Source organism: Massilia eurypsychrophila (genome assembly GCF_002760655.1).
Taxonomy (GTDB): domain Bacteria; phylum Pseudomonadota; class Gammaproteobacteria; order Burkholderiales; family Burkholderiaceae_D; genus JAFCUW01.
Map to the genome: position 1 here is coordinate 108,689 of NZ_PDOC01000002.1, position 22,817 is coordinate 131,505.

At 65.3% G+C, this 22,817-nt stretch carries 23 protein-coding genes; 13 read left to right on the forward strand and 10 right to left on the reverse strand.

The window, feature by feature from the left end:
- Positions 1-579 precede the first annotated feature (579 nt).
- The 4 genes from miaB to CR105_RS03335 all read left to right on the forward strand — a co-directional run bounded on the left by miaB (position 580) and on the right by CR105_RS03335 (position 4,866).
- Positions 580-1,956, forward strand: a complete 1,377-nt coding sequence (gene miaB / locus CR105_RS03320; RefSeq protein ID WP_099787023.1) for a tRNA (N6-isopentenyl adenosine(37)-C2)-methylthiotransferase MiaB — start codon at positions 580-582, stop codon at positions 1,954-1,956.
- Complete coding sequence (locus CR105_RS03325; protein ID WP_099787024.1) at positions 1,953-2,999, forward strand: PhoH family protein; 1,047 nt, start codon at positions 1,953-1,955, stop codon at positions 2,997-2,999. Before miaB ends, CR105_RS03325 begins: the two co-directional genes overlap by 4 nt.
- Positions 2,983-3,456, forward strand: a complete 474-nt coding sequence (gene ybeY / locus CR105_RS03330; RefSeq protein ID WP_099787025.1) for an rRNA maturation RNase YbeY — start codon at positions 2,983-2,985, stop codon at positions 3,454-3,456. The genes CR105_RS03325 and ybeY overlap by 17 nt, the downstream gene beginning before the upstream one ends.
- Positions 3,457-3,630: 174 nt before the next feature.
- Positions 3,631-4,866, forward strand: coding sequence for an NAD(P)/FAD-dependent oxidoreductase (locus tag CR105_RS03335; RefSeq protein WP_229413602.1), 1,236 nt, complete (start codon positions 3,631-3,633; stop codon positions 4,864-4,866).
- A gap of 201 nt (positions 4,867-5,067) precedes the next feature.
- On the opposite strand, the gene CR105_RS28185 is transcribed toward CR105_RS03335, so the two are convergent.
- On the reverse strand, positions 5,068-5,244 hold the full coding sequence (locus tag CR105_RS28185; protein ID WP_180288073.1) for a hypothetical protein: 177 nt from the start codon (positions 5,242-5,244) through the stop codon (positions 5,068-5,070).
- Between CR105_RS28185 and CR105_RS27710 the strand changes: the two genes are divergently transcribed.
- The 8 genes from CR105_RS27710 to CR105_RS03375 all read left to right on the forward strand — a co-directional run bounded on the left by CR105_RS27710 (position 5,230) and on the right by CR105_RS03375 (position 13,546).
- Complete coding sequence (locus CR105_RS27710; RefSeq protein ID WP_131021607.1) at positions 5,230-5,526, forward strand: hypothetical protein; 297 nt, start codon at positions 5,230-5,232, stop codon at positions 5,524-5,526. The genes CR105_RS28185 and CR105_RS27710 overlap by 15 nt on opposite strands.
- Before the next feature lie 102 nt (positions 5,527-5,628).
- Positions 5,629-6,507, forward strand: coding sequence for a CorC family transporter (locus CR105_RS03345; RefSeq protein WP_099787027.1), 879 nt, complete (start codon positions 5,629-5,631; stop codon positions 6,505-6,507).
- A complete protein-coding gene (lnt, locus tag CR105_RS03350; protein ID WP_099787028.1) occupies positions 6,507-8,069 on the forward strand; it encodes an apolipoprotein N-acyltransferase in 1,563 nt (520 codons plus the stop codon). Before CR105_RS03345 ends, lnt begins: the two co-directional genes overlap by 1 nt.
- Positions 8,070-8,223: 154 nt before the next feature.
- Positions 8,224-9,168, forward strand: coding sequence for a glycine--tRNA ligase subunit alpha (gene glyQ, locus CR105_RS03355; RefSeq protein ID WP_099787029.1), 945 nt, complete (start codon positions 8,224-8,226; stop codon positions 9,166-9,168).
- 10 nt (positions 9,169-9,178) lie between these two features.
- Entirely contained in the window at positions 9,179-11,266 is a 2,088-nt protein-coding gene (glyS, locus tag CR105_RS03360) for a glycine--tRNA ligase subunit beta (protein ID WP_099787030.1), read from the forward strand.
- Between the two features lie 13 nt (positions 11,267-11,279).
- A complete protein-coding gene (gene gmhB, locus CR105_RS03365) occupies positions 11,280-11,843 on the forward strand; it encodes a D-glycero-beta-D-manno-heptose 1,7-bisphosphate 7-phosphatase (protein ID WP_099787031.1) in 564 nt (187 codons plus the stop codon).
- A gap of 21 nt (positions 11,844-11,864) precedes the next feature.
- Positions 11,865-12,605 carry a lysophospholipid acyltransferase family protein gene (locus CR105_RS03370; RefSeq protein ID WP_229413604.1) on the forward strand — a complete coding sequence of 247 codons (741 nt, stop codon included), beginning with the start codon at positions 11,865-11,867 and terminating at the stop codon, positions 12,603-12,605.
- A 44-nt stretch (positions 12,606-12,649) separates the two neighbouring features.
- Positions 12,650-13,546 carry a M48 family metallopeptidase gene (locus CR105_RS03375; protein ID WP_099787032.1) on the forward strand — a complete coding sequence of 299 codons (897 nt, stop codon included), beginning with the start codon at positions 12,650-12,652 and terminating at the stop codon, positions 13,544-13,546.
- A 12-nt stretch (positions 13,547-13,558) separates the two neighbouring features.
- On the opposite strand, the gene CR105_RS03380 is transcribed toward CR105_RS03375, so the two are convergent.
- The 8 genes from CR105_RS03380 to rfbC all read right to left on the reverse strand — a co-directional run bounded on the left by CR105_RS03380 (position 13,559) and on the right by rfbC (position 21,114).
- Positions 13,559-14,107, reverse strand: a complete 549-nt coding sequence (locus tag CR105_RS03380; RefSeq protein WP_229413606.1) for a YcxB family protein — start codon at positions 14,105-14,107, stop codon at positions 13,559-13,561.
- Between the two features lie 47 nt (positions 14,108-14,154).
- Positions 14,155-15,423, reverse strand: coding sequence for a lipid IV(A) 3-deoxy-D-manno-octulosonic acid transferase (waaA, locus tag CR105_RS03385; protein ID WP_099787033.1), 1,269 nt, complete (start codon positions 15,421-15,423; stop codon positions 14,155-14,157).
- On the reverse strand, positions 15,420-16,400 hold the full coding sequence (waaC, locus tag CR105_RS03390) for a lipopolysaccharide heptosyltransferase I (protein WP_099787034.1): 981 nt from the start codon (positions 16,398-16,400) through the stop codon (positions 15,420-15,422). Before waaC ends, waaA begins: the two co-directional genes overlap by 4 nt.
- Before the next feature lie 13 nt (positions 16,401-16,413).
- Positions 16,414-17,790 carry a phosphomannomutase/phosphoglucomutase gene (locus tag CR105_RS03395; RefSeq protein ID WP_099787035.1) on the reverse strand — a complete coding sequence of 459 codons (1,377 nt, stop codon included), beginning with the start codon at positions 17,788-17,790 and terminating at the stop codon, positions 16,414-16,416.
- Positions 17,791-18,000: 210 nt separating this feature from the next.
- Positions 18,001-18,309 carry an H-NS histone family protein gene (locus CR105_RS03400; protein WP_099787036.1) on the reverse strand — a complete coding sequence of 103 codons (309 nt, stop codon included), beginning with the start codon at positions 18,307-18,309 and terminating at the stop codon, positions 18,001-18,003.
- An 82-nt stretch (positions 18,310-18,391) separates the two neighbouring features.
- Positions 18,392-19,486, reverse strand: a complete 1,095-nt coding sequence (locus tag CR105_RS03405) for an MraY family glycosyltransferase (protein WP_099787037.1) — start codon at positions 19,484-19,486, stop codon at positions 18,392-18,394.
- Positions 19,487-19,714: 228 nt separating this feature from the next.
- Entirely contained in the window at positions 19,715-20,572 is an 858-nt protein-coding gene (rfbD, locus tag CR105_RS03410; RefSeq protein WP_099787038.1) for a dTDP-4-dehydrorhamnose reductase, read from the reverse strand.
- Entirely contained in the window at positions 20,569-21,114 is a 546-nt protein-coding gene (gene rfbC / locus CR105_RS03415) for a dTDP-4-dehydrorhamnose 3,5-epimerase (RefSeq protein ID WP_370660665.1), read from the reverse strand. Before rfbC ends, rfbD begins: the two co-directional genes overlap by 4 nt.
- A gap of 124 nt (positions 21,115-21,238) precedes the next feature.
- Here rfbC and CR105_RS03420 point away from each other — a divergent pair, with 124 nt between their 5' ends.
- Entirely contained in the window at positions 21,239-22,093 is an 855-nt protein-coding gene (locus CR105_RS03420; protein WP_099787039.1) for a symmetrical bis(5'-nucleosyl)-tetraphosphatase, read from the forward strand.
- Here the strand turns inward: CR105_RS03420 and CR105_RS03425 are convergent.
- A complete protein-coding gene (locus tag CR105_RS03425; protein ID WP_099787040.1) occupies positions 22,090-22,812 on the reverse strand; it encodes a lysophospholipid acyltransferase family protein in 723 nt (240 codons plus the stop codon). The two genes, CR105_RS03420 and CR105_RS03425, sit on opposite strands and share 4 nt — an antisense overlap.
- Between the last annotated feature and the right edge of the window lie 5 nt (positions 22,813-22,817).

The following is a 22,817-nucleotide window of genomic DNA, read 5'->3' on the forward strand; positions in this document are numbered from 1 at the left end:
GTTAAAGACTATCTTTCGTCAAATAAGTTCCCGGAAAACGACGTGTGATGATCAAACTGTCAAACCACCGATCAATCACGTGCACCGTTGCCGGATCGTTTGCGCCTGCGCGCTACTCGCCTTCCCACCGCACTTGTTTATCAAACAAATTATCAGACTCATACGCCATCAGTACATCCGACCTTCGCTTCGCCTACATTGTTTGAAATCAAGCTATCGTGCGGAAAGCTTGTCACAACGGCATTTCAACACATGGGGATAATTTGTGGCGCACGCAAGAGTTTTCTTGAATTCAGTTTGTGCTTAACGATTCCAGCGGAAGCCCTTGATTTACAAGAGGAAATACTCCTGGGCAATTTAACGGATGTGAAAGTTATCGGCAGGAAACGGCCAGTATAATTTGCGCAAAGCAATACCAATAGTCGTCGGCGCGGCGACGCGTTTAACATATTCGTTGACATTTTAATACTTTAGCCGGCGGCACGCGCTGCCGGACCGAATCCGCCCAAGTTACCGATTTACGGTAAACTGCCACCTCGCATTGTCACAGCGTCAGCACACCACAAGTAAGAACATTCCATGCAGAAAAAAGTATTTATCAAGACCTTCGGCTGCCAGATGAACGAGTACGATTCCGACAAGATGGCGGACGTGCTCGGCGCCTCGGACGGCATGGTGCGTACCGATACGCCGGAAGACGCCGACGTCATCCTGCTCAACACCTGCTCGGTGCGCGAAAAGGCGCAGGAGAAGGTGTTTTCGGACCTGGGCCGCCTGCGCGAGCTGAAGCTGGCCAGGCCCGACCTGCTGATCGGCGTCGGCGGCTGCGTCGCCTCGCAGGAAGGCGACGCCATCGTCAAGCGCGCGCCGTATGTCGACATGGTGTTCGGCCCGCAGACCTTGCACCGGCTGCCGCAGATGATGCGCGAACGGCGCAGCAGCGGCGCCGCGCAGGTCGACATTAGCTTCCCCGAAATCGAAAAGTTCGACCACCTGCCGCCAGCGCGCACCGACGGCGCCTCGGCGTTCGTGTCGATCATGGAAGGCTGCAGCAAGTACTGCAGCTACTGCGTGGTGCCGTACACCCGCGGCGAAGAAGTGTCGCGCCGGTTCGAGGACGTGCTCGCCGAAGTGGCCGGTCTGGCCGCGCAGGGCGTGCGCGAGATCACGCTGCTGGGGCAGAACGTCAACGCCTTCCGCGGCATCATGGAGGGCGGTGAAGGGAGTGCCGAAACCGCCGACTTCGCGCTGCTGCTCGAATACGTCGCCGCCATCCCCGGCGTCGAGCGCATTCGCTTCGTCACCAGCCACCCGAAGGAATTCACCCAGCGCCTGATCGACGCCTACGCCACCATCCCGCAGCTGGTCGACCACTTGTACCTGCCGGCCCAGCATGGCTCGGACCGCGTGCTCGGCGCCATGAAGCGCGGCTACACGGCGCTCGAGTACAAGTCGATCATCCGCCGCATCAAGGCGGTGCGCCCGAACATGTCGATTTCGTCGGACTTCATCGTCGGCTTCCCGGGCGAGACCGAGGCCGACTTCGAAGCGATGATGAAGCTGATCGCTGACGTCGGCTTCGACACCAGCTACAGCTTCATCTTCAGCAAGCGCCCCGGCACGCCGGCGGCCAACCTGGAAGACGACACGCCGCACGAGGTCAAGCTGGCGCGCTTGCAGCGCCTGCAGGCGGCGATCGACGCCAACACGCGCAAGTTCAGCGCGGCCATGGTCGGCACGGTGCAGCGCATCCTGGTCGAAGGCCCGTCCAAGAAAGACGCCGGCGAACTTGCCGGTCGCACCGAGAACAACCGCGTCGTCAACTTTGCCGCCGGCGGCGCGCAGTTTGCCGCGCTGGTGGGCAGCATGGCCGACGTGAGGATCACCGAGAGTTTTAACTACACCTTGCGCGGCGAACTAGTCGCCAGCGCCGACCTGATAGCGAAAGCCAGTTGAAAACCAAGACCCCTACCCAGCCCTCGTACTTCGTCCCCGAGCCGCTCGACAACACCCGGCTGGCCCACCTGTGCGGCCCGCTCGACGAAAACCTGCGCCAGATTTCGGCCGCCCTCGACGTCACCATTTTCCGCCGCGGCGAAAAATTCATCGTCAGCGGCAGCAACGCCGATGTCGCCGTCGAGATCCTCGAGCGCTTCTATGCAGTCGCCAACAAGATCGTGCCGATCGAGGAAGTGCAGCTGGCGCTGGTCGAACAGCGCTCGGGCCTCGCGCCGACCATCGCGCCGGAAGCGCCGGGCGAAGAGCATCCGGACATGTCCGAGATCACCACGCCGGTGCTCAAGACGCGCCGCGCCGACCTGCGCGGACGCACGCCGCACCAGATCCAGTACCTGCGCGCGATCCTCGAGCACGACATCGCCTTCGGCGTCGGCCCGGCCGGCACCGGCAAGACCTACCTGGCGGTGGCGTGCGCGGTCGACGCGCTCGAACGCGACGCCGTCAAGCGCATCGTCCTCACGCGCCCGGCGGTGGAAGCGGGCGAGCGCCTCGGTTTCCTGCCCGGCGACATGGCCTCGAAGGTCGACCCGTACCTGCGGCCTTTGTACGACGCGCTGTACGACCTGCTCGGCTTCGACCGCACCCAGAAGATGTTCGAGAAACAGGTTATCGAGATCGCGCCGCTGGCCTACATGCGCGGGCGCACGCTGAACCACGCGTTCGTCATCCTCGACGAAGCGCAGAACACGACGGTCGAACAGATGAAGATGTTCCTGACCCGGATCGGCTTCGGCAGCAAGGCCGTGGTGACCGGCGACGTCACCCAGGTCGACCTGCACAAGACCCAGAAGAGCGGCTTGATCGACGCGGTGCACGTCCTCAAGGACGTGCGCGGCATCGCCTTCACCCAGTTCTCCAGCGCCGACGTGGTGCGCCATCCGCTGGTGGGCCGTATCGTCGACGCCTACGAGTCGGCCGCATCGATCCAGGAGCTGATCGCCCTGCCCAAACCGGCTGCTAAAAATGTCCGCAAAAAATAAGCTCGCGCTGTCGGTGCAGTATCCCGATGCGCGCCTGCTGGCGACCGTGTCGCGCCAGAAGGTGCGGCGCTGGGTGCAGGCGGCCCTGCTCGGGCCGGCCGAGCTGGCCATCCGCTTCGTCGCCGAGGAAGAGGGGCGCGCGCTCAACCGTGATTACCGCGCCAAGGACTACGCCACCAACGTGCTCACGTTCGCCTACAACGAAGGCGAGGAACTGGCCGCCGACGAGCCGACCCGCGCCGACATCATCCTCTGCACCGACGTGCTGGAACGCGAAGCGGCCGAACAGAAGAAGACGGTCGAAGAGCACACCGCCCACCTGGTGGTGCACGGCGTGCTGCACGCCCAGGGCTACGACCACGAACACGAGGAAGAAGCCGGCGAAATGGAGCAGCTCGAGCGCGACATCATCGAAGCGCTCGGCTATCCCGATCCGTACGCCGACGCGCACAGCTAGCGAGCGCCGCGCAGATTTCCTAGTAGTATTTTGCCCACTGGAAAACGCGGCGCCCTCCTACAGCCTAAACTCCTCCGCTCCGCCCCGCTCTGTTAGCGATCGTACCGTTGTCGATTGAACAATCCTGTCTACTGGAACCTTACACAAAGGAACTACAGACAGGAGAGCCTGCCTATGCAAGCACCACAACATCCGAACACCTCAATCTGGCTCGATAGCGCCAGCATGCCTGCCTTTCCCGCCCTCGACGGCGACACTACCGCCGACGTCTGCGTGATCGGCGCCGGCATCGCCGGCCTGACCACTGCCTACATGCTGCTGCGCGAAGGTAAAACGGTGCTCGTCATCGACAGCGCCGGCATCGGCGCCGGCGAAACCGGCCGCAGCACGGCCCACATGTTCCCGCCCGACGAGCGCTTCTCCGAACTCGAACGCGGCTTCGGCACCGTCAAGGCCGCGCTGGTGGCCGACAGCTACCGCCGCGCCACCGACTGCGTCGAATCGATCATCCGCGTCGAGCAGATCGACTGCGAATTCGAACGCCTCGACGGCTACCTGTTCAACCCGCACGGCCAGTGGAACGCGGTGCTCGAGAGCGAGTACGCGGTGACGAGCCGCTTCGGCCTCGACGTGCGCCGCTTAGAGCGCGTGCCCGGTCTGCAGTTCGACACCGGCCCGTGCCTGCGCTTTGCGCGCCAGGCCCAGTTCCATCCGCTCAAATACCTGGCCGGCCTGGCGCGCGCGATCATCACGCTCGGCGGGACGATCCACGACCACACCCGCGCGCTCGACGTCGGCGGCGACGCCGTCACGCAGACGGTGCGCTGCAAACAGGGCGCGATCACGGCAGGCGCCGTCGTCATCGCCACCAACGTGCCGTTCATCGACCGCTTCGTCAAGCACGGCATGCAGCAGTCGTACCGCAGCTACGTGCTTGGCCTGCGCGTGCCGAAAGACGCGCTGCCGCGCGCGCTGCTGTGGGATACCGGTAAACCGTACTACTACGTGCGGCTGGCGTCGGCCAGGCCGGACGCCAACTACGAGCTGCTGGTCGTCGGCGGCCAGGACCACCAGGACCCGGCGAGTCCGCCGGCGCAGCAGCGCTACGACGAAATCGAAGCGTGGGCGCGGGCGCGCTTCCCGCTCGCCGGCCAGGTCGACTACGCCTGGTCGGGCCGGGTGATGGAACCGGGCGACGGCATCGCCCTGCTGGGCCGCAATCCGCTCGACGAAGGCAACGTCTTCATCATCACCGGCGACTCCGGCAACGGCATGACCCACTGCACCGCCGGCGCGATCCTCGTCACCGACCAGATCCTCGGGCGCACCAACCGCTGGAGCGAGCTGTATTCGCCCGATCGGGAGCCGTTCCACGGCGGCACGCAACTGCGGTTCGGTACAGGGCCCTGACTACCTCCGCTAGCTACCGCTCGTCTGCCGCGCGGTGATCAAGACGCTTCCTCCTGCAGAGTCATTGCAAACGCATAAGATTGACGATTTAGCCTTAACGAGCAACGAAGCGTATGATTGAGAACAATGGCCAGCATCAATGCTGGCCGGTCTTCATAAGAACTCCGAAAGTGATCGATGCGACTACCAGGCGCTTTGTTCCTAGCGATTTGTTTTCTTCCAGCCGGGCACGCTCACGCCGAGGAATGCGGCATCAACCAAAACACCCTGGACCAGCGCGCTGTCGACCTGGCCAAGCGGCACCCCGGCGGCCGGCTTGACAACCGACATCGCCTGGTCAGCTGGCGCCTGCAAGGTGGCGACGTGCTGTCGGTTCAACACGCCGGCTGCATGGACCTGGTCACCGAGATCCGCGTGACTTTCGGCAGCGGCAAGGCACCGTCCGAATCAGCCGCGATTGCCAGGCTGCTGTCGGCCGTCAAGTCGCGCTGGGATGGCGCCCACGCCGACGCAATCGCGCGGCAAATGTCCGAGGCGGCGCTGGTGCGCACGCAAGTCGGAGCGGGCGCGGTCGAGCTCACGTCCAGCCGGCCGGACGAATCGTCCTATAAGGTAAGGCTGACCGAGCAGTTCGCGGCGGTCAGCTGGCTCGATGGCTGAGCCGATTTCTGCCGCCCTGTCGCGCACCCGCTCTGCTTAAAAAACGGGCAATCGCCGATTTAGTGTATCCTACGTCCATCGCAACAACGGCTCACGCCAACTATGCCAGAGCACCCTAATGACGTCCGCACGGACGCCAAGCAACACCGGTCACTGTTTGAACGCCTGACCGCACTGATCTCCCCAGAGCCCGAAAACCGCGCCGAGCTGCTCGAAGTGCTGCACGACGCCCACGAACGCAGCCTGATCGACGCCGACGCCTTGTCGATGATCGAAGGCGTGTTCCAGGTGTCGGACCTGTCCGCGCGCGACATCATGGTGCCGCGCTCGCAGATGGACGTCATCGACATCAGCAAGCCGATCGAAGAGTGGATGCCCGACGTGCTGCAAACGGCGCACTCGCGCTTTCCCGCCATCGAGGGCGAACGCGACAAGGTCATCGGCATCCTGCTGGCCAAGGACCTGCTGCGCTACTACGCCGAAGAATCGTTCGACGTGCGCGACATGCTGCGCCCTGCCATCTTCATCCCCGAATCGAAGCGCCTCAATGTGCTGCTGCGCGACTTCCGCGCCAACCACAATCACATGGCGATCGTCGTCGACGAATACAGCGGCGTGGCCGGCCTGATCACGATCGAAGATGTGCTCGAGCAGATCGTCGGCGACATCGAAGACGAATACGACTTCGACGAGGAAGAAGACAACGTCCTGTCGATCAAGGAAGGCCAGCTCGGCCCGCGCTGGCGCGTCAAGGCGCTGACCGAACTGGCCCAGTTCAACGAGGAGATCGGCGCCGCGCTGGTCGACGACGACGTCGACACCATCGGCGGCCTGGTCGCCAATCACCTCGGCCGCATGCCGCACAAGGGCGAACTGTTCGACATCGACAACCTGCGCTTCGAAGTGCTGCGCGCCGACGCCCGCCAGATCCACGTGCTGCTGGTCGAACGGCTGCCGCAGGCAGAGGACGAACGCGACTGATGCTGCGCCGGCCACGCGTCTCCGCCCCGAAATACGCCGGAGCGCCGCGCGGCACCGCGTGGCCGATGCTGTGGGCCGCCCTCGCCGGCCTGTGCAGCCTGTTTTCGTTCGCCCCGTTCGGCGCCTGGCCCATCCAGCTGCTGCTGCTCGCCTTCGTGTTCTACCAGGTCGGCATGGATACCTCGGTGCGCCGCGCCACCTGGATCGGCTGGGCCTTCGGGCTCGGTTGGTCGGTCGCCGGCATGCACTGGCTGTACATCGCGATGAACCGCTTCGGCGGGCTGGCCGCGCCACTCGCCGCGCTGGCGATCCTGCTGCTGGCCTCCTACATGGGCCTGTTCGCCGCGTTTGCCACTGGCGCTGCCGCCTGGCTGCGGCGCCGCTGGTCGCTGCCGGTCACCTCGTTCCTGATGCTGGTCCTGCCCGTCACCTGGGCGCTGTCCGAATGGATGCGCGGCTGGGTGTTTACCGGTTTTCCGTGGGCCGCCTCCGGCTACGCCCACAACACCGGTCCACTGTCGGGCTACGCGCCGCTGATCGGCGTGTACGGCATCGGCATGCTCGTCGCCCTGTGCGGCGCCTGCCTGGCGACGCTCACTCAGCGCGCGCGCTGGCCGGCAATGGGCCTGCTGGCAGCGATCATGGCGGCCGGCTTCGGCCTCACCTACATTGAATGGACGCGCCCTCACGGCCAGCCGATCTCGGTGCGCCTGTTGCAGGGTAACGTGGCGCAGGGCGAAAAATTCGAGCCGCAGTACATCAACCGCGCACTGGAGCTGTACCGCTCGATGATCGTCGCCGCGCCGGCCGACCTGATCGCCACGCCGGAAACGGCGATCGTGCTGCCGCCGCAGCAGCTGCCGCCCGGCTACCTCGAAAGCCTCAGGGCATTCGCCCGCGACACCAACAGCAGCCTGCTGTATGGCACGCCGATGGCCGACAGCCCGACCCAGTACGCCAACAGCGTCGCCGGCATCAGCCCGAACGGCCAGGCCTACCGCTTCGACAAGCAGCACCTGGTGCCGTTCGGCGAATTCGTGCCGCCCGGCTTTCGCTGGTTCGTCGACCTGATGCGCATCCCGCTGGGCGACTTCACGCGCGGCGCCAAGATCCAGCCGGCGTTCGCCGTCAAGGACCAGCTGGTGCTGCCGAACGTCTGCTACGAGGACGCCTTTGGCGAAGAAATCGCCGACCAGCTGCGCGCCGCCGCGGCGCCGGCGACGATGCTGCTGAACGTGTCGAACCTGGCCTGGTATGGCGAGTCGGTGGCAATTCCGCAGCACCTGCAGATTTCGCGCATGCGCTCGCTAGAGACGGGACGGCCGATGCTGCGCTCGACCAGCAACGGCGCCACCGCCGTCATCGACGGGCGCGGCAACATCACCGCCGAACTGCCGCCGTTTACCCGCGGCGTGCTCACGGCCAAGGTGCAGGGCATGGCAGGCATGACGCCGTACATTCGCTTCGGTAACCTGGGCTTTCTGTTGCTGGGCGCGCTCGCCCTGGCGGCGGCCTGGCTTTCCGGCCGAAAGTTCCGCAACAACGCTGCCAACGCCGCGTAGTTGCCGCTTAGTTGCCACTTAGTTGCCACTTAGTTGCCACTAAATGATGCCAGTTGTTCTACTTACGTTCCCAGCCGCAGCCCAAAACCGCTAAAATTGGGCGCTTAGCAAACTCACCTACCGTTCGCGCCTGTTGGCGCGGCTTCCAGATCCGATGCTCACATTCCAACAAATTATTCTGACCTTGCAATCCTACTGGGACAAGCAAGGCTGCGCCCTGCTCCAGCCGTACGACCAGGAAGTCGGCGCCGGCACTTTCCACACCGGCACCTTCCTGCGCGCGATCGGCCCGGAGCCGTGGCGCGCCGCGTATGTGCAGCCGTCGCGCCGCCCGAAGGACGGCCGCTACGGCGAGAACCCGAACCGCCTGCAGCACTACTATCAGTACCAGGTGGTGCTCAAGCCGGCGCCGGAAAACATCCTCGACCTGTATCTCGGTTCGCTCGAGGCGCTCGGCCTGGACCTGAAGCAGAACGACGTGCGCTTCGTCGAGGACGACTGGGAAAGCCCGACCCTGGGCGCCTGGGGCCTCGGCTGGGAAGTCTGGCTGAACGGCATGGAGGTCACGCAGTTCACCTACTTCCAGCAGGTCGGCGGCCTCGATTGCAAGCCGGTGCTCGGCGAAATCACCTACGGCATCGAGCGTCTGGCGATGTACCTGCAGGGCGTCGAGAACGTGTATGACCTGGTGTGGACCGAGTGGGAAGAAAATGGCGCTGCCGGCGCTCCGGTGAAAAAGACGCTGTCGTACGGCGACGTCTTCCACCAGAACGAGGTCGAGCAGTCGACCTACAACTTCGAGCACGCCAACACCGAGCTGCTGTTCGCCGCCTTCGCCAACCACGAAGCCGAAGCGAAGCGCCTGGTCGAACTGGCGCTGACCTTGCCGGCCTACGAGCAGATCATGAAGGCGTCGCACAGCTTCAACATGCTCGACGCCCGCGGCGCCATCTCGGTGACCGAGCGCGCCGCCTACATCGGCCGCGTGCGCACCTTGTCGCGCCTGGTCGCGCAGGCCTACTACGATTCGCGCGAAAAGCTGGGATTCCCGATGGCGCAAAGCGCCGCCCGCGAAGCCGCTGAGACCCCGAACACATAAGAAAAGAACCATGAACCAGACCTTACTCGTCGAACTGCTGACCGAAGAACTGCCGCCGAAGGCGCTCGTCAAACTCGGCGCCGCTTTTGCCGCCGGCATCAACGGCGGCCTCGCGTCGCGCGACTTCCTCGACGCCGACAGCGTCGTCACCACCTTCGCCACCCCGCGCCGGCTGGCCGTATCGATCACCGGCGTGCGCGCCACCTCGCCCGACAAGTCGATCCGCGAAAAAGTGCTGCCGGTGTCGGTCGCGCTTGACGCCGACGGCAACCCGACCGCGCCGCTGGCCAAGAAGCTCGCCGCGATGGGACGCGCCGACGTCACCGTTGCCCAGCTGGAGCGCGCCGCCGACGGCAAGGCCGAGAGCTTTTTCTACACCTACACCGCCGAAGGCAGCGCGCTGGCCGGCGGCCTGCAGGCCGCGCTCGATGAAGCGCTGGCCAAGCTGCCGATCCCGAAGCTGATGAGCTATCAGCGGCCCGACGGCGCCACCGTGCAGTTCGTGCGCCCGGCCCATTCGCTGATCGCGCTGCACGGCGAAGAGATCGTTCCCTTGACCGCGCTCGGCCTGGTGGCCGGGCGCACCACGCTCGGCCACCGCTTCCTGTCCGAGGGCCAGCCGATCTCGATCTCGCATCCGGTCAACTACGCCGGCATGCTCGAAAACGAGGGCAAGGTCATCGCCAGCGCCGCCCAGCGCAAGGACGCCATCCGCGCCGCGCTGCTGGAAAAAGCCGGCGCCGACCAGGTGCTGATGCCCGAAGCGCTGCTCGATGAAGTGGCCGCCCTGGTCGAATGGCCAGTGGTGTACGAATGCCGTTTCGAGGACGAATTCCTGGCCGTGCCGCAGGAATGCCTGATCCTGACGATGCAGACCAACCAGAAGTATTTTGCGCTCACCGACAGCGCCGGCAAGCTGCGTTCGCGCTTCCTGATCGTGTCGAACATCGAGACGAGCGACCCGCAGCACATCATCGGCGGCAACGAGCGCGTGGTGCGTCCGCGCCTGTCGGACGCCAAGTTCTTCTTCGAGCAAGACAAGAAGAAGACGCTCGAGTCGCGCCTGCCGATGCTGGCCAACGTGGTCTACCACAACAAGCTGGGCACCCAGGCCGAGCGCACCCAGCGCGTCACGCGCCTGGCCGGCGCGATTGCAAAACGACTCGGCTACGACGTGCTGCTGGCCGAGCGCGGCGCGATGCTGGCCAAGGCCGACCTGCTGACCGACATGGTCGGTGAATTCCCTGAACTGCAAGGCATCATGGGCGCCTACTACGCGCGCCACGACGGCGAGCACGAGGAAGTGGCGCTGGCCGCATCCGAACACTACCAGCCGCGCTTTGCCGGCGACGCGCTGCCGTCGACCGCTACCGGCACCGCCGTGGCGCTGGCCGACAAGCTCGAGACGCTGGTCGGCATCTGGTCGATCGGCCTGCAGCCAACCGGCGACAAGGATCCGTTCGCGCTGCGCCGCCACGCCCTTGGCGTGCTGCGCATGCTGCTCGAAAAGCGCCTGCCGCTGGCGATCAGCGACCTGCTGGCCGACGCGGCTTCAGTGTTCGACTATCGCGCCGCCTTCAAGGATCCGTCCACCGACGTGGCCGCCTTCATCATCGAGCGCCTGCGCGGCATCCTGCGCGAGCGCGGTTTTTCGGCCAACGAAGTCGAAGCGGTGCTGGCGCAGAACCCGGACCGGCTGGACGACATCGTGCAGCGCCTCGATGCCGTCAAGGCCTTCGCCGCGCTGCCCGAGAGCGCGTCGCTGGCCGCGGCCAACAAGCGCATCACGAATATCCTGAAAAAGACCGACGTGGCGATGGGCGCCGTGTCGGCCGAGCTGCTGCAGGTAGAGGCCGAGCGCAAGCTGGCCGCCAGCGTGGCGCGGGTGCGCCCTGAAGTCGACGCGGCGTTCGCCGCCGGCGACTTCACCGGCACGCTCAAGACGCTGGCGCAGCTGCGCGACGACGTCGACGGCTTCTTCAACGACGTCATGGTGATGGACGAGAATCTCGACCTGCGCAACAACCGCCTGGCGCTGCTGTCGCAGCTGCACGCGATGATGAACCGCGTCGCCGACATCTCGAAACTGGCGGCATGAGGAGACTGGCGTGATGAAGATGATCATCCTCGACCGCGATGGCGTCATCAACCACGATTCGCCGGCGTTCATCAAGTCGCCGGCCGAGTGGGTGCCGATTCCGGGCTCGCTCGAAGCGATCGCGCGCCTGAATCAGGCCGGCTACCGGGTGGTGATCGCTTCTAACCAGTCCGGCATCGCGCGCGAGCTGTTCGACATGACCATCCTCAACGCGATCCACCAGAAGCTGCATGCCAATGCGCAGACGGTGGGCGCGACGATCGACGCCATCTTTTTCTGCCCGCACGCGGCGATCGACAACTGCGATTGCAGAAAGCCGAAGGCCGGCATGTTCGAGGAAATCAGCAAGCGCTTCAAGGTCAGCCTGAAGGGCGTGCCGACCGTCGGCGACTCGCTGCGCGACCTGCAGGCAGGCTTCAAGACCGGCTGCGTGCCCTACCTGGTCCTGACCGGCAAAGGCCAGAAGACGTTCGAGACCGGCGGCCTGCCGCCCGGTACCCAGGTATTTGCCGACCTCGCCGCGATGGTCGGCGCGCTGCTCAAGACACCGCTGCCGCCTGCCGGCGGCACCCACTGATTTACCCCCGGAGAAAAGATTTTGTATAAATTTGGCCTGTTCCTGCGTTCCCTGCTGTTTACCGTCGTCATGGTGGTGGCCACCGTCGTCTGGGTCTGCGTGTGCCTGCTGGCCGCGCCGCTGCCCTACAACAAGCGGTTCTGGGTGACGTCGCGCTGGAACGTATTCGTGATCTGGGCCGCCAAGGTAATCTGCGGCATCCACTACCGCTTCAAGGGCCTGGAAAATCAGCCCGACGCCGCAGCCATCGTGCTGTCGAAGCACCAGTCGGCGTGGGAGACCATCTTCCTGCTGCCGAACCTGAAGCGCCCGCTGGTCTACGTCTTCAAGAAAGAAATCCTGTATATCCCGTTCTTCGGCTGGGGCATGGCGCTGCTGCGCATGATCCCGATCGACCGCAAGCAGGGCAAGAACGCCTTCAAGCACGTGGTTGAACAGGGCAAGCGACGTCTGGCCGACGGCCAGTGGATTATCATGTTCCCTGAAGGGACGCGGATCCCGGTCGGCAAGGCAGGAAAATATAAAAGCGGCGGTACGCGCCTGGCCGTGGAAACCAACACGGTGGTGGTGCCGATCGCGCATAATTCAGGTGAGTGCTGGCCTAAAAACTCGTTCCTGAAACGTCCCGGTGTGATCACGGTCTCGATCGGCAAGCCGATATCGCCGCAAAATCATACTCCCGACAGCATGATGCAAGAGGTAGAAAATTGGATAGAATCAGAAATGCGCGTCATTTCGCCCCACGCCTACAGCGCTGGCTGAGCGGGGTCGGCGCACTTATTCGGGCCAATGCGCCGCAACCGAACATGAAGTCACCGAAGATCGACGACCAGCAACTCGAATTATTTGCGCAGGATTTTTTCGCCGCGCTTGAACCGGCCGCGCCGGCACCGCCGCCCCAGGCACTGTTCAAGGCGCCGCCGGCGCCGCCGCGCGTCGTCTTCCCTACCCCGCCGACATCGATCGATACGCCGCTGCGGCGCATCCAGCTCGGCTCCCACGCACTCGACTACCAGCTGCGGCGCTCGACGCGCCGCTCCATCGGTTTCACGATCGACGACGACGGCCTGCGCGTGACCGCGCCCAAACGCGTCACCTTGGCCGAAATAGACAATGCGATCCGCGCCAAGCAGCGCTGGATCCTGACCAAGCTGCATGAACGCGGCGAGCGGCGCGCGCTGCGCCAGCAAAAGCCGCCGGTGCAGTGGATCGACGGCGCACAGCTGCCCTTCATGGGCGGCGACATCACGCTGCGGCTGCAGCCGGCCGAGCGCAGTCACTGCGTGTTCGACGGCGAACTACGCGAGCTGGCCATCGGCGTGGTGCCCGGCTTGTCCGAGTGGCAGCTGCAGGAGCGCGTGCGCCTGTGGCTGCAGTCGGAAGCGACGCGTGTGTTCAGCGAGCGAATGGACCTGTATGCGCCGCGGCTGGGAGTGAGCTACAGCTCGATGACGCTGTCGTCGGCCGGCACCCGCTGGGGCTCCTGCACGGTCGACGGCAGCATCCGGCTGAACTGGCGCCTGATCCACTTTCCGCTGGCGCTGATCGACTACGTGGTGGCGCACGAACTGGCGCACCTGCGCGAGATGAACCACAGCGCGCGCTTCTGGGCGACGGTGGAATCGGTGTATCCGGATTACGACGGCGCCAAGGCGGCGCTGCGCAAGCGCTCGCAGGAACTGCCGGTGCTGTTCCCCGACTGACCGCAGGGATGGTTAGTGCGCCGCTTCCCGCACCCACGCTGCATAGGCGGCCAGGCCGTCGGACTGCTCGCGCGTCAGGCAACGCGCCGGAATCGGCAAGGTGCCGCGCTTTAGCACCATCAGGCGCCCGCGCGCATAGCTGCGGATCGCGCTGACATCTTCCCATCCGATCAAGGTCACGCCGCCAGGTCCGGTGCGCACGATGCCATGCCGGTCGATGGTGAACGCGTAGGTATGGCGCGAGCGCCCTTGGGTGACGAAATGGAAGGCCGACGCCCAGGTGCTTTTGACTAGCATGTACCAGCTGGCGGGCGCGTGGATGCGGCGCCGGCGGATCAGGTGATGCGCGTGCTGCCACATGAAGCTGACGTATTCGAACAAGGAGTAGCGCACCGAAAATTCGAGCGGCATCAGGGCCAGGTCACCGGTGTTATGCAAGGCGGGTATGTCGGCGTGCGGGGTGTCGAGCGTGATCGTATTGCGCTGGTCGTGGTGATGCTGGACCAAAACGGCGATCGGTTTCCGGCTGCCGACCGGCTTTGGATGGTTAAACCGCAGCATGTGACTCCCCGTCAGCCTTCGATGAAGAAGACATGGTAACAAAAATGTTAATAAATCAGGCGCTGTAACAGTTCAAGCGTGCGCGCGGTGGCGCCGCGATGGCGGTTGGCGAAGGCCATGGCGCGCTCGCCCATCGCCTCCCGCACAGCGCCGTCGCGCAGCAGGCTGGCCGCGAGCTTGAGCATGTGATCGGCGTCGTGCACGCGCTGGGCGCCGCCGGCCGCCACCGCTTCGTCGCTGGCCTGTGCAAAGTTGAACGTATGCTCGCCAATGAGGACTGGTTTACCGACCGCGCAGGCTTCGATCAGGTTCTGGCCGCCCAGCGGCAGCAGGCTGCCGCCGATGAAGGCGCAGTCGCTGGCGAAGTAATAGGCGAACATCTCGCCCATCGAGTCGCCCAGCAGGACGTCGACGCCGGGCGCCACCGGTCCCACGTCCGAGCGGCGCGCCAGGGTCAGAGCGCGCGCCTGCGCCAGCCGCGCGACGTCGTCGAAGCGCTGCGGGTGGCGCGGCACGATCAGCAGCAGCATGCCGGGCGGGCGCACCGGCATGCGCTTGAAGGCGTCGAGGATCAGCGCCTCTTCGCCGTCGCGGGTGCTGGCACACAGCAGCACCGGGCGGGCGCCGATGCGCGCGCGCAGCGCTTCGCCGATCGCGTGCGCGCTTGGCGGCACCACCACGTCGAACTTGATGCTGCCGGTGACTTCGACGTTGGCCACGCCGAGCGAGCGCACGCGTTCGGCGTCGGCCTCGGTCTGCGCCGCCACCAGGGAGATCGCGCGCGCGGCATCGGTGAGCAGGCTGCCGAAGCGGCCGGCGCGGCGCAGCGAGCGTTCGGACAAGCGCGCGTTGACCAGCGCCACGCCGACGCCGCGTTCGGCGCACACCGCGATCAGGTTCGGCCACACCTCGGTCTCCATCAGGATGCACACGCGCGGCGTGAAATGGCGCCTGAAGCGGCGCACCATCGACGGCATGTCGTACGGCAGGTAGGACTGCACCAGGCGTTCGCCGTGCCTGGCAAACAGCTCCTTGCCGGTGGCGCGCCCGGTCGGCGTCATGTGGGTCATGACGATGCGGCTGTTCGGGTAGGCCGCCATCAGCGCGTCGACCAGCGGTTCGGCGGCGCGCGTTTCGCCCACCGATACGGCGTGGATCCAGATGGTGTGCCAGCCGGCGCCGAGGTCGCCGTAGTAGCCGAGCCGCTCGCCCCAGTGCTTGCGATAGCCAGGTTCGCGCAGGCCGCGCCACGACAGGCGCGCCAGCACCAGCGGCAGCGTCAGATACCAAAGGGCGGTGTAGGTCGAGCGCTTCATGGCGCCGCCATCAGCCGCGCGGCGGCGGCAGTGACTTCCGGCACCGACGGCGGCGCGCCCTGCTCGCCGAGGTTGACGATGCGCGGCGACCAGTTGCCCTCGGTCTTCCACTTCGGCGAGTCGCAATACAGTTCGATGGTCGGGCGCACGAAGGCGGCGGCGATGTGGGTCAGGCCGGTGTCGACGCCGATTGCCAGCGCGGCGTTGCGCGCCAGCGTCACCGCCTCGTCCATCGACAGTTTCGGCAGCACCACCGCGTTCGGCACGCCGGCGGCGATCAGTTCGGCCTCGCGCTTCTCGCCTTCCGAGCCCCATGCCAGCAGCACCGGCATCGGCGCCAGTGCCAGGCCAGTGGCGATCCAGTTCGCCGCCGGCCACTTCTTGGCCTCGCGCGCGGTACCGTGGAAGAACACCGCGTATGGCGCGGCCGGCATCCATTGCGGGCGGTTCGACAGGTCCGGCGCCGGCAGGCCGAAGTCGGGCGCGCTGTCGACCGGATAGCCAAGCGCGGCGCCGGCCACCAGCCGGCCGCGCGCCACCGCGTGGGTACGCGGATCGAGCTTGATGCTGTCGGTGTGGAAGATGCGCGAGATGCCCTCGTAGCCGGAGCCTTCGCTGCCGTTTGCCAGGCCTACCTTGCGCCCGCCGGGGGCCAGGCGCGCCGCGCCCATGATGATGCCGGTCTTGAGCAGGCCCTGGGTGTCGAACACGTAGTCGTAGCGTTCGGCGCGCAGGGTACGGAAAAAAGCGGCGATTTCGGCGCGCGTGGCTTTGCTGGTGAGGCTCTTGCGCCAGCGCCGCAGCGCGAACGGGATGACCTTGCGCACGTGCGGGTTGAGCCGCACCAGGCTGACGTAGCCCTCTTCCACTACCCAGTCGATCGCCGCGCCCGGATGGCGGCGCAGGATGTCGGCCACCATCGGCAGGTTGTGCAGCACGTCGCCCAGCGACGACACCCGTACCAGCAGGATCTTCAACGGCGTCAAATCGTCAGAACGGCAGTTCGGCGTCGGGCCGCACGGCGACGATCGCGCGCTTGAATTCGGCCTGGATGCGAGCCAGCGATTCGTGCGTCTCGGCCTCGAACCGCATCACCACCACCGGCGTGGTGTTGGACGAACGCGCCAGGCCGAAGCCGTCGGCGTATTCGACGCGCAGGCCGTCGATCGTGATGATCCGCTCGTTGCCCGGGAACGGGTCGGCGCGCAGCTTGTCGATCAGGGCGACGTTCTCGCCTTCGGCCAGCTCCAGGTGCAGCTCAGGGGTGCTAACCGACTGCGGCAAGGCGTTCAGCACGGCCGACGGATCGGCCTCGCGCGTGAGCAGTTCGAGCAGGCGGGCGCCGGAATACAGGCCGTCGTCGAAACCGTACCAGCGGTCGGAGAAGAAGATATGCCCGCTCATTTCGCCGCCCAGCGGGGCGCCGGTCTCGCGCAGCTTGGCCTTGACCAGCGAGTGGCCGGTCTTCCACATCAGCGGCTGGCCGCCATGCCTGGCGATCCATGGCGCCAGGTGGCGCGTGCACTTGACGTCGTACAGGATCTGCGCGCCCGGGTGGCGCGTCAGCACGTCGGCGGCGAACAGCATCATCTGGCGGTCCGGATAGATGATCTGGCCGTCCTTGGTGACGACGCCGAGGCGGTCGCCGTCGCCGTCGAAGGCGATGCCGATTTCGGCGTCGGAATCGCGCAGGCAGCGGATCAGGTCCTGCAGGTTCTCGGGATGGGCCGGATCGGGGTGGTGATTCGGGAACGTGCCGTCGACTTCGCAGAACAGTTCGATGACGTCGCAGCCCATGCCGCGAAACAGGTCGCCGGCGAAGGCGCCGGCCACGCCGTTGCCGCAGTCGACCGCGATCTTGATCGGGCGCGCCAGCTTGACGTCGCCGATGATGCGCTGCAGGTAGTCGGCGCGGATGTCGTGGGTGCTGTAGGCGCCCGGTTCGCCGGCGGCTCCGCTGTCCTCGCGGATGCTGTCGTACAGCGCGGTGATGGTGACGCCGTGAATCGCTTCGCCGGCCAGCACCATCTTGAAGCCGTTGTAGTCGGGCGGATTGTGGCTGCCGGTGACCATGATGCCCGACTGCGCGCCCGTGACCTTGGTGCCGTAGTAGACCATCGGGGTGGCGACCACGCCGAGGTCGATGACGTCGACGCCGGCCGATTGCAGGCCGCGCGCCAGCGCGGCGGCCAGTTCCGGTCCCGACAGGCGGCCGTCGCGGCCGATCACGACACAGCGCTCGCCCTTGGCCAGCACGGCCTGGCCAAAGGCGCGGCCGATCTTGTGCGCCACGCCGGCATCGAGCGTCCTGCCGATCACGCCGCGGATGTCATAGGCCTTGAAAATCGATTTTGAAAGCGCAACCATATTATTGTCTACCTTGAATTAAACGCGGCGTAACGGCAAAAAGCGCGCAGTCCCATAAAACACGGGATCGGCGGCGCCGTCGGGAAGATGGAAGGGTATTGTAGCGGCAAGCGGGGTAGTTGGGAATTGCGTACCCGCCGTTCCTGCCGCTACGGGGCAGCAATTACGTTGAAAACTGCCTGGGCCGGCCGGAATCGGCCTGAAAACGAACTAGACGCGCAGCTTGTCGATCGATTTGCCGCCTTCGACCCATTCCTTGACCCATTTAGGCTGGCGGCCACGGCCGGTCCACTGCTGCGACGAATTGTCCGGATGGCGGAAGCGCACTGCGACCGTTCCGGTCTTGGCGCGGATACCGGCTGCCATCAGGTCTTTCAACGGTACGCCAACACTCTGGGCGATCGCCAGGATTTGCTCGCGTGCTTTCGCCACTTCCAGGTGTTCGCGCTTTTTCATTTCCTGCTTGATCTGATCTTGCAGATTACGCAAATCGCCGACCGACATATTTGACAGATCCATCATCGTTCCTTAAAAGTGGGTTAAACCGGGAATAAGTGAATTCTCACCAATTGTCGCAATATACTACATCCGCGATTAAATGCTAGTCCTTCTTGCGCCAGATAAGCCAGCGTGGCGACTTAAATCGAACGATACGCGCATACAACCACACGTAGCTGACAATAAACAATAAACAGAAAAAAATCAACACGCCGGTATTCCGCCAAAACATCGTCGCCGGAATAACCGCCATCAGCGAGAGCAGCCACAGATACGGCGATGTCAGCGCATTCCGGCGCATCAAGGCGCGCGCTTCCTTGCGCCCCACTGCCCATTGCACGATGCGCCGAAATATCAGGCTGTGCAGGTGAATACCGTCGGGCATCGCGGGCGATTTACCGCGCACGAACATGCGTCGATAAGCCGAGAATACCGTCTCGAATGCGGGATAAATAAGCAGCAGCGCCGCATACCATGTCGATACCTGCGGATTGCGCAACACCAGCAGCAGCGCCAGCTCGGCGAGCATGAAGCCGAGGAAGTAGGCGCCGCCGTCGCCGAGGAATATCAGCCCTACCGGGTAGTTCCAGATCAGGAACCCGGCAGTCGCACCGGCCACCATCAGCGCCGTCACCACGATGAACATATCGCCGACCTGGGCGGCGACATAGGCGAGCGAAATGAGCATGCAGATCGTCACCACGCTGGCCAGCCCATTGAAGCCGTCGATAATATTGACCGCATTGGCAATGCCGGCCACCGCCAGTACCGTCAGCGGCAGCACCAGCCAGGCATACTGGAGCGAAATGGAACCGAACGGCAGATCGATCCGGTCGATTTTCGCTTCGAGCAAGTAATAACCCAGCAGCGCGGCCAGCATGGTTAATATCAGGCGCCGCGTGGCGCTGACATTGCCGGTATAGTCTTCGAGAATCCCGCCGATAAAGGCGATCGACGCGCAGCCCAGCAGCGTTAACATGGACGGGCCCATCGCCGGCACCCGCCAGATCGAAATGAGCGCGCTGATCACCACCGCGACGAAAATCGGCAGGCCGCCAATCCGCGCCACGCTATGCGCGTGGACCCGTTGCACCGCATCGAAATCGGCATCGAGCGCGCGGCCATGCAAACTGACGTGCTTGATTACCAGCAAAGTCAGCAGAGCCGAACAAACAAAGCTCACGAGGAAAGAAAACATTAATTAATCAATATAGGCAAAGACGCGGTCGGATTGCTGTCCCGACCGGAAACGTTGAGGGTCGCTGCTGAAATCGGCAATGCGCGATTGTACCGGATTACGAGTGCCCGTTTAAGCAAGTAATTCAGTGTAAGGGCGCCTCGCCTGGGCAATTTGCGGTAAGTCGGGATTTTCGCGAGGCGGGCATTGCAACGGCGGGGGCCCGCTGCAGGCGCACATTCGGCGCCATTATCCCAGGCACAGCCGCAACGCTTCACGCCAATCGGGTAGCCGGCAAAAGCGCTGCGTGAGGCGTCCGCAGTGCATTACCGAATTGCGCGGGCGGGTCGCCGTCGCCGGCCACTGGTCGCTGGTAATCGGCGCCACCGTGCAATCGATGCCCGCCTCTGCCACGATTGCCTCGGCAAAGCCGTGCCAGCTGGTCTGCCCCGCGCTGGCGACGTGATAGATGCCGCCGTGCTGTTGCCACCAGCCGGGCCCGCCAGCCTGCGCCTGCGCCAGCATCAGCGCGGTGGTGTCGGCGACGCTGCGGCTCCAGGTCGGCGCACCGGCCTGGTCGCTGACGACGCGCAGCGCGGCGCCTTCGGCGGCAAGGCGCAGCATCGTCGTCAGGAAATTGTCGCCGCGGGTGCCGTAGACCCAGCTGGTGCGCAGAATCAGGTGGGCGCCGCCGCCGGCCGCGACGGCCTGCTCGCCGGCAAGCTTGCTCTGTCCATACACATTCAGCGGATTGGCCGCGTCGGTCTCGACGTAGGCGCCCGACTTGTGGCCGTCGAATACGTAGTCGGTCGAATAATGCACCATCGGCGCGCCGAGCGCGGCTGCCTCGCGCGCCAGCAGCCCGGGCGCCTCGGCGTTGATGCGAAACGCCAGCGCCGGCTCGCGCTCGGCGCGGTCGACCGCGGTGTAGCCGGCGGCATTGACGACCATTCCCGGGCGCAGCGTGCGCATGACGTCACGCACCTGGCCGAGGTCCGACAGATCCATCTGCGCGCGCGTGACGGCGACCACCTCGCCCAGAGCCTGCAGGCTGCGCTCGAGCTGGTAACCGACCTGGCCGCTGGCGCCGGTCAGCAGGATTTTCATCGGAACACGTCGGCGTCGGCCAGCAGGCAGCCGGCGCTGTCCTTGGCCGAGACGATCGGCGCGCCGCTGATGGGCCAGTCGATCGCCAGCGCGGCATCGCTCCACAGGATCGAGCGTTCATGCTCGGGCGCCCAGTAATCGGTGGTCTTGTACAGGCACTCGGCGCTGTCGCTGGTGACGACGAAGCCGTGCGCGAATCCCGGCGGCACCCAGACCTGGCGGCGGTTCTCGGCCGACAGCTCGACCCCGACCCAGCGGCCGAAAAACGGCGATTGCGCGCGCAGGTCGACGACGACGTCGAACACGGCGCCGGCGATCACGCGCACCAGCTTGCCCTGCGGCTGGTCGATCTGGTAATGCAGGCCGCGCAACACGTTGCGGGCCGAACGGGTGTGGTTATCCTGGATAAAATTGACGCGCTGCCCCGTCAGTTCATGGAACCGGCGGGCATTGAAGCTTTCAAAGAAGAAGCCGCGGTCGTCGCCGTACACCTGCGGCTCGAATACCAGCACTTCGGGTATGGCGGTGGGCGTCACTTTCATCTCAATACCTCTTCCTGTAGAGCCTGCGGCAGATCGTGACCTGGCGTCGAAGTCGCCAAAAGTGGTCGAAACCGTAATTCTATGTGAAACTTGCGGCCCGACCGCCATTAAAATCGCCAACGCCATGAAAACCTACGCCATCGGCGACCTGCAGGGCTGCGCCCACGAAGCCCAGGTGCTGCTCAACCGAATTGCCGACGACGCCGGCTTTGACGCCGGCGTCGTCTTCGTCGGCGACCTGGTCAACCGCGGGCCGGCCTCGCTGGAGGCGCTGCGCCGAGTGATGGCGCTGTGCGAGGCGAGCGGCGGGCGGATCGAGGCGGTGCTCGGCAACCACGACCTGCACCTGCTGGCGGTCGCCTGCGGCGCCCAGGCGCTGTCGAAATCGGACACCCTCGACGAGATCCTCGCCGCGCCCGACCGCGAACGCCTGGTCGAGTGGCTGCGCCGGCGTCCGCTGGCGCTGCTGGCCGGCGGCCACCTGCTGGTGCACGCCGGCGTCTGTCCGCAATGGAGCTCGGCGCGCACCATCGAGCTGGCCGCCGAAGTGGCGGCGGTACTGCGCGGACCGGACTGGATCGCCTTCCTCGGCCAGATGTACGGCAACGCACCAAACCGCTGGGACGACAGCCTGACCGGCGCCGCGCGCCTGCGCTGCATCGTCAATACACTGACGCGCATGCGCTTCTGCCAGAGCGATGGCACGATGGAGTTCGGTATCAAGGACAGCGGCGGCGCACCGGAAGGATCCGGCCTGCTACCCTGGTTCGACCTGCCGGACCGGCGCACCCGCGGCGAAGTGACGGTGGTGTTCGGCCACTGGTCGGCGATGGGATTGCTGTTGCGTGACGACGTGGTGGGGCTCGACAGCGGCTGCGTGTGGGGCGGCAAACTGTCCGCCGTGTGCCTGGACGATCGTTCGCTGCTGCAGGTGGACTGCCCCGAGTACAAGCCGCACAGCGGCAAGCAGAAAACCTAGGCCAGCGCCCCGGCGATGGCCTGTTGCGCGCCGGCGGCCAGCTCGCGCCGATGGGCGCCGCTGGCGTCGAACGGCGCCAGGCACACCAGGCGCGCGCGCACGGCGCTGCCCGACAGAATCGCCATGATGCTTTGGGCGAAGGTCATGTCGCCGATGAACTCGACCGATGGATGCAGCGCGCCGCCGGCGTCGAGGTATTCGAGCGCGTACGGCTGCACCATCACGCCGGCGTCGATCGCCGCTTCGAACAGGTTGGCGTGAAACGGCAGCAAGGCGCCCTGCAAGGCGGTGGTCCCTTCGGGGAAAAACGCTACCCGCTCGCCCAGGCCAAGACTGGCGACGATACCCTTGAAGGTATGGCGCAGGTCGCGCCGGCTGCCGCGCGCGATGAACACGGTGCCGGCCTGCGCCACCAGCCAGCCGAGCACCGGCCAGGCGCGGATCTCGGACTTGGCGACGAAGCGGCAGGGATACAGCGAGTTGATGACGAAGATGTCGAGCCAGGAGACGTGGTTGGCCACCACCAGCGCATGCTCGAGCGCGGCGCCTTGCTGCTCCAGGCTGACGCCGCAAATAGCAAGCAGGCGGCGCGACCAGACGCGGATGCGCGCTTGCCGGCGCGCGCTGCCGACCCAGGGGAACACCAGAGCGCAAACGGCCAGGCCCTCGGTCAGGTGGAGAAAAATGCGGAACAGGCGAACGGCAGGCTTGAGTTTCAAATGGC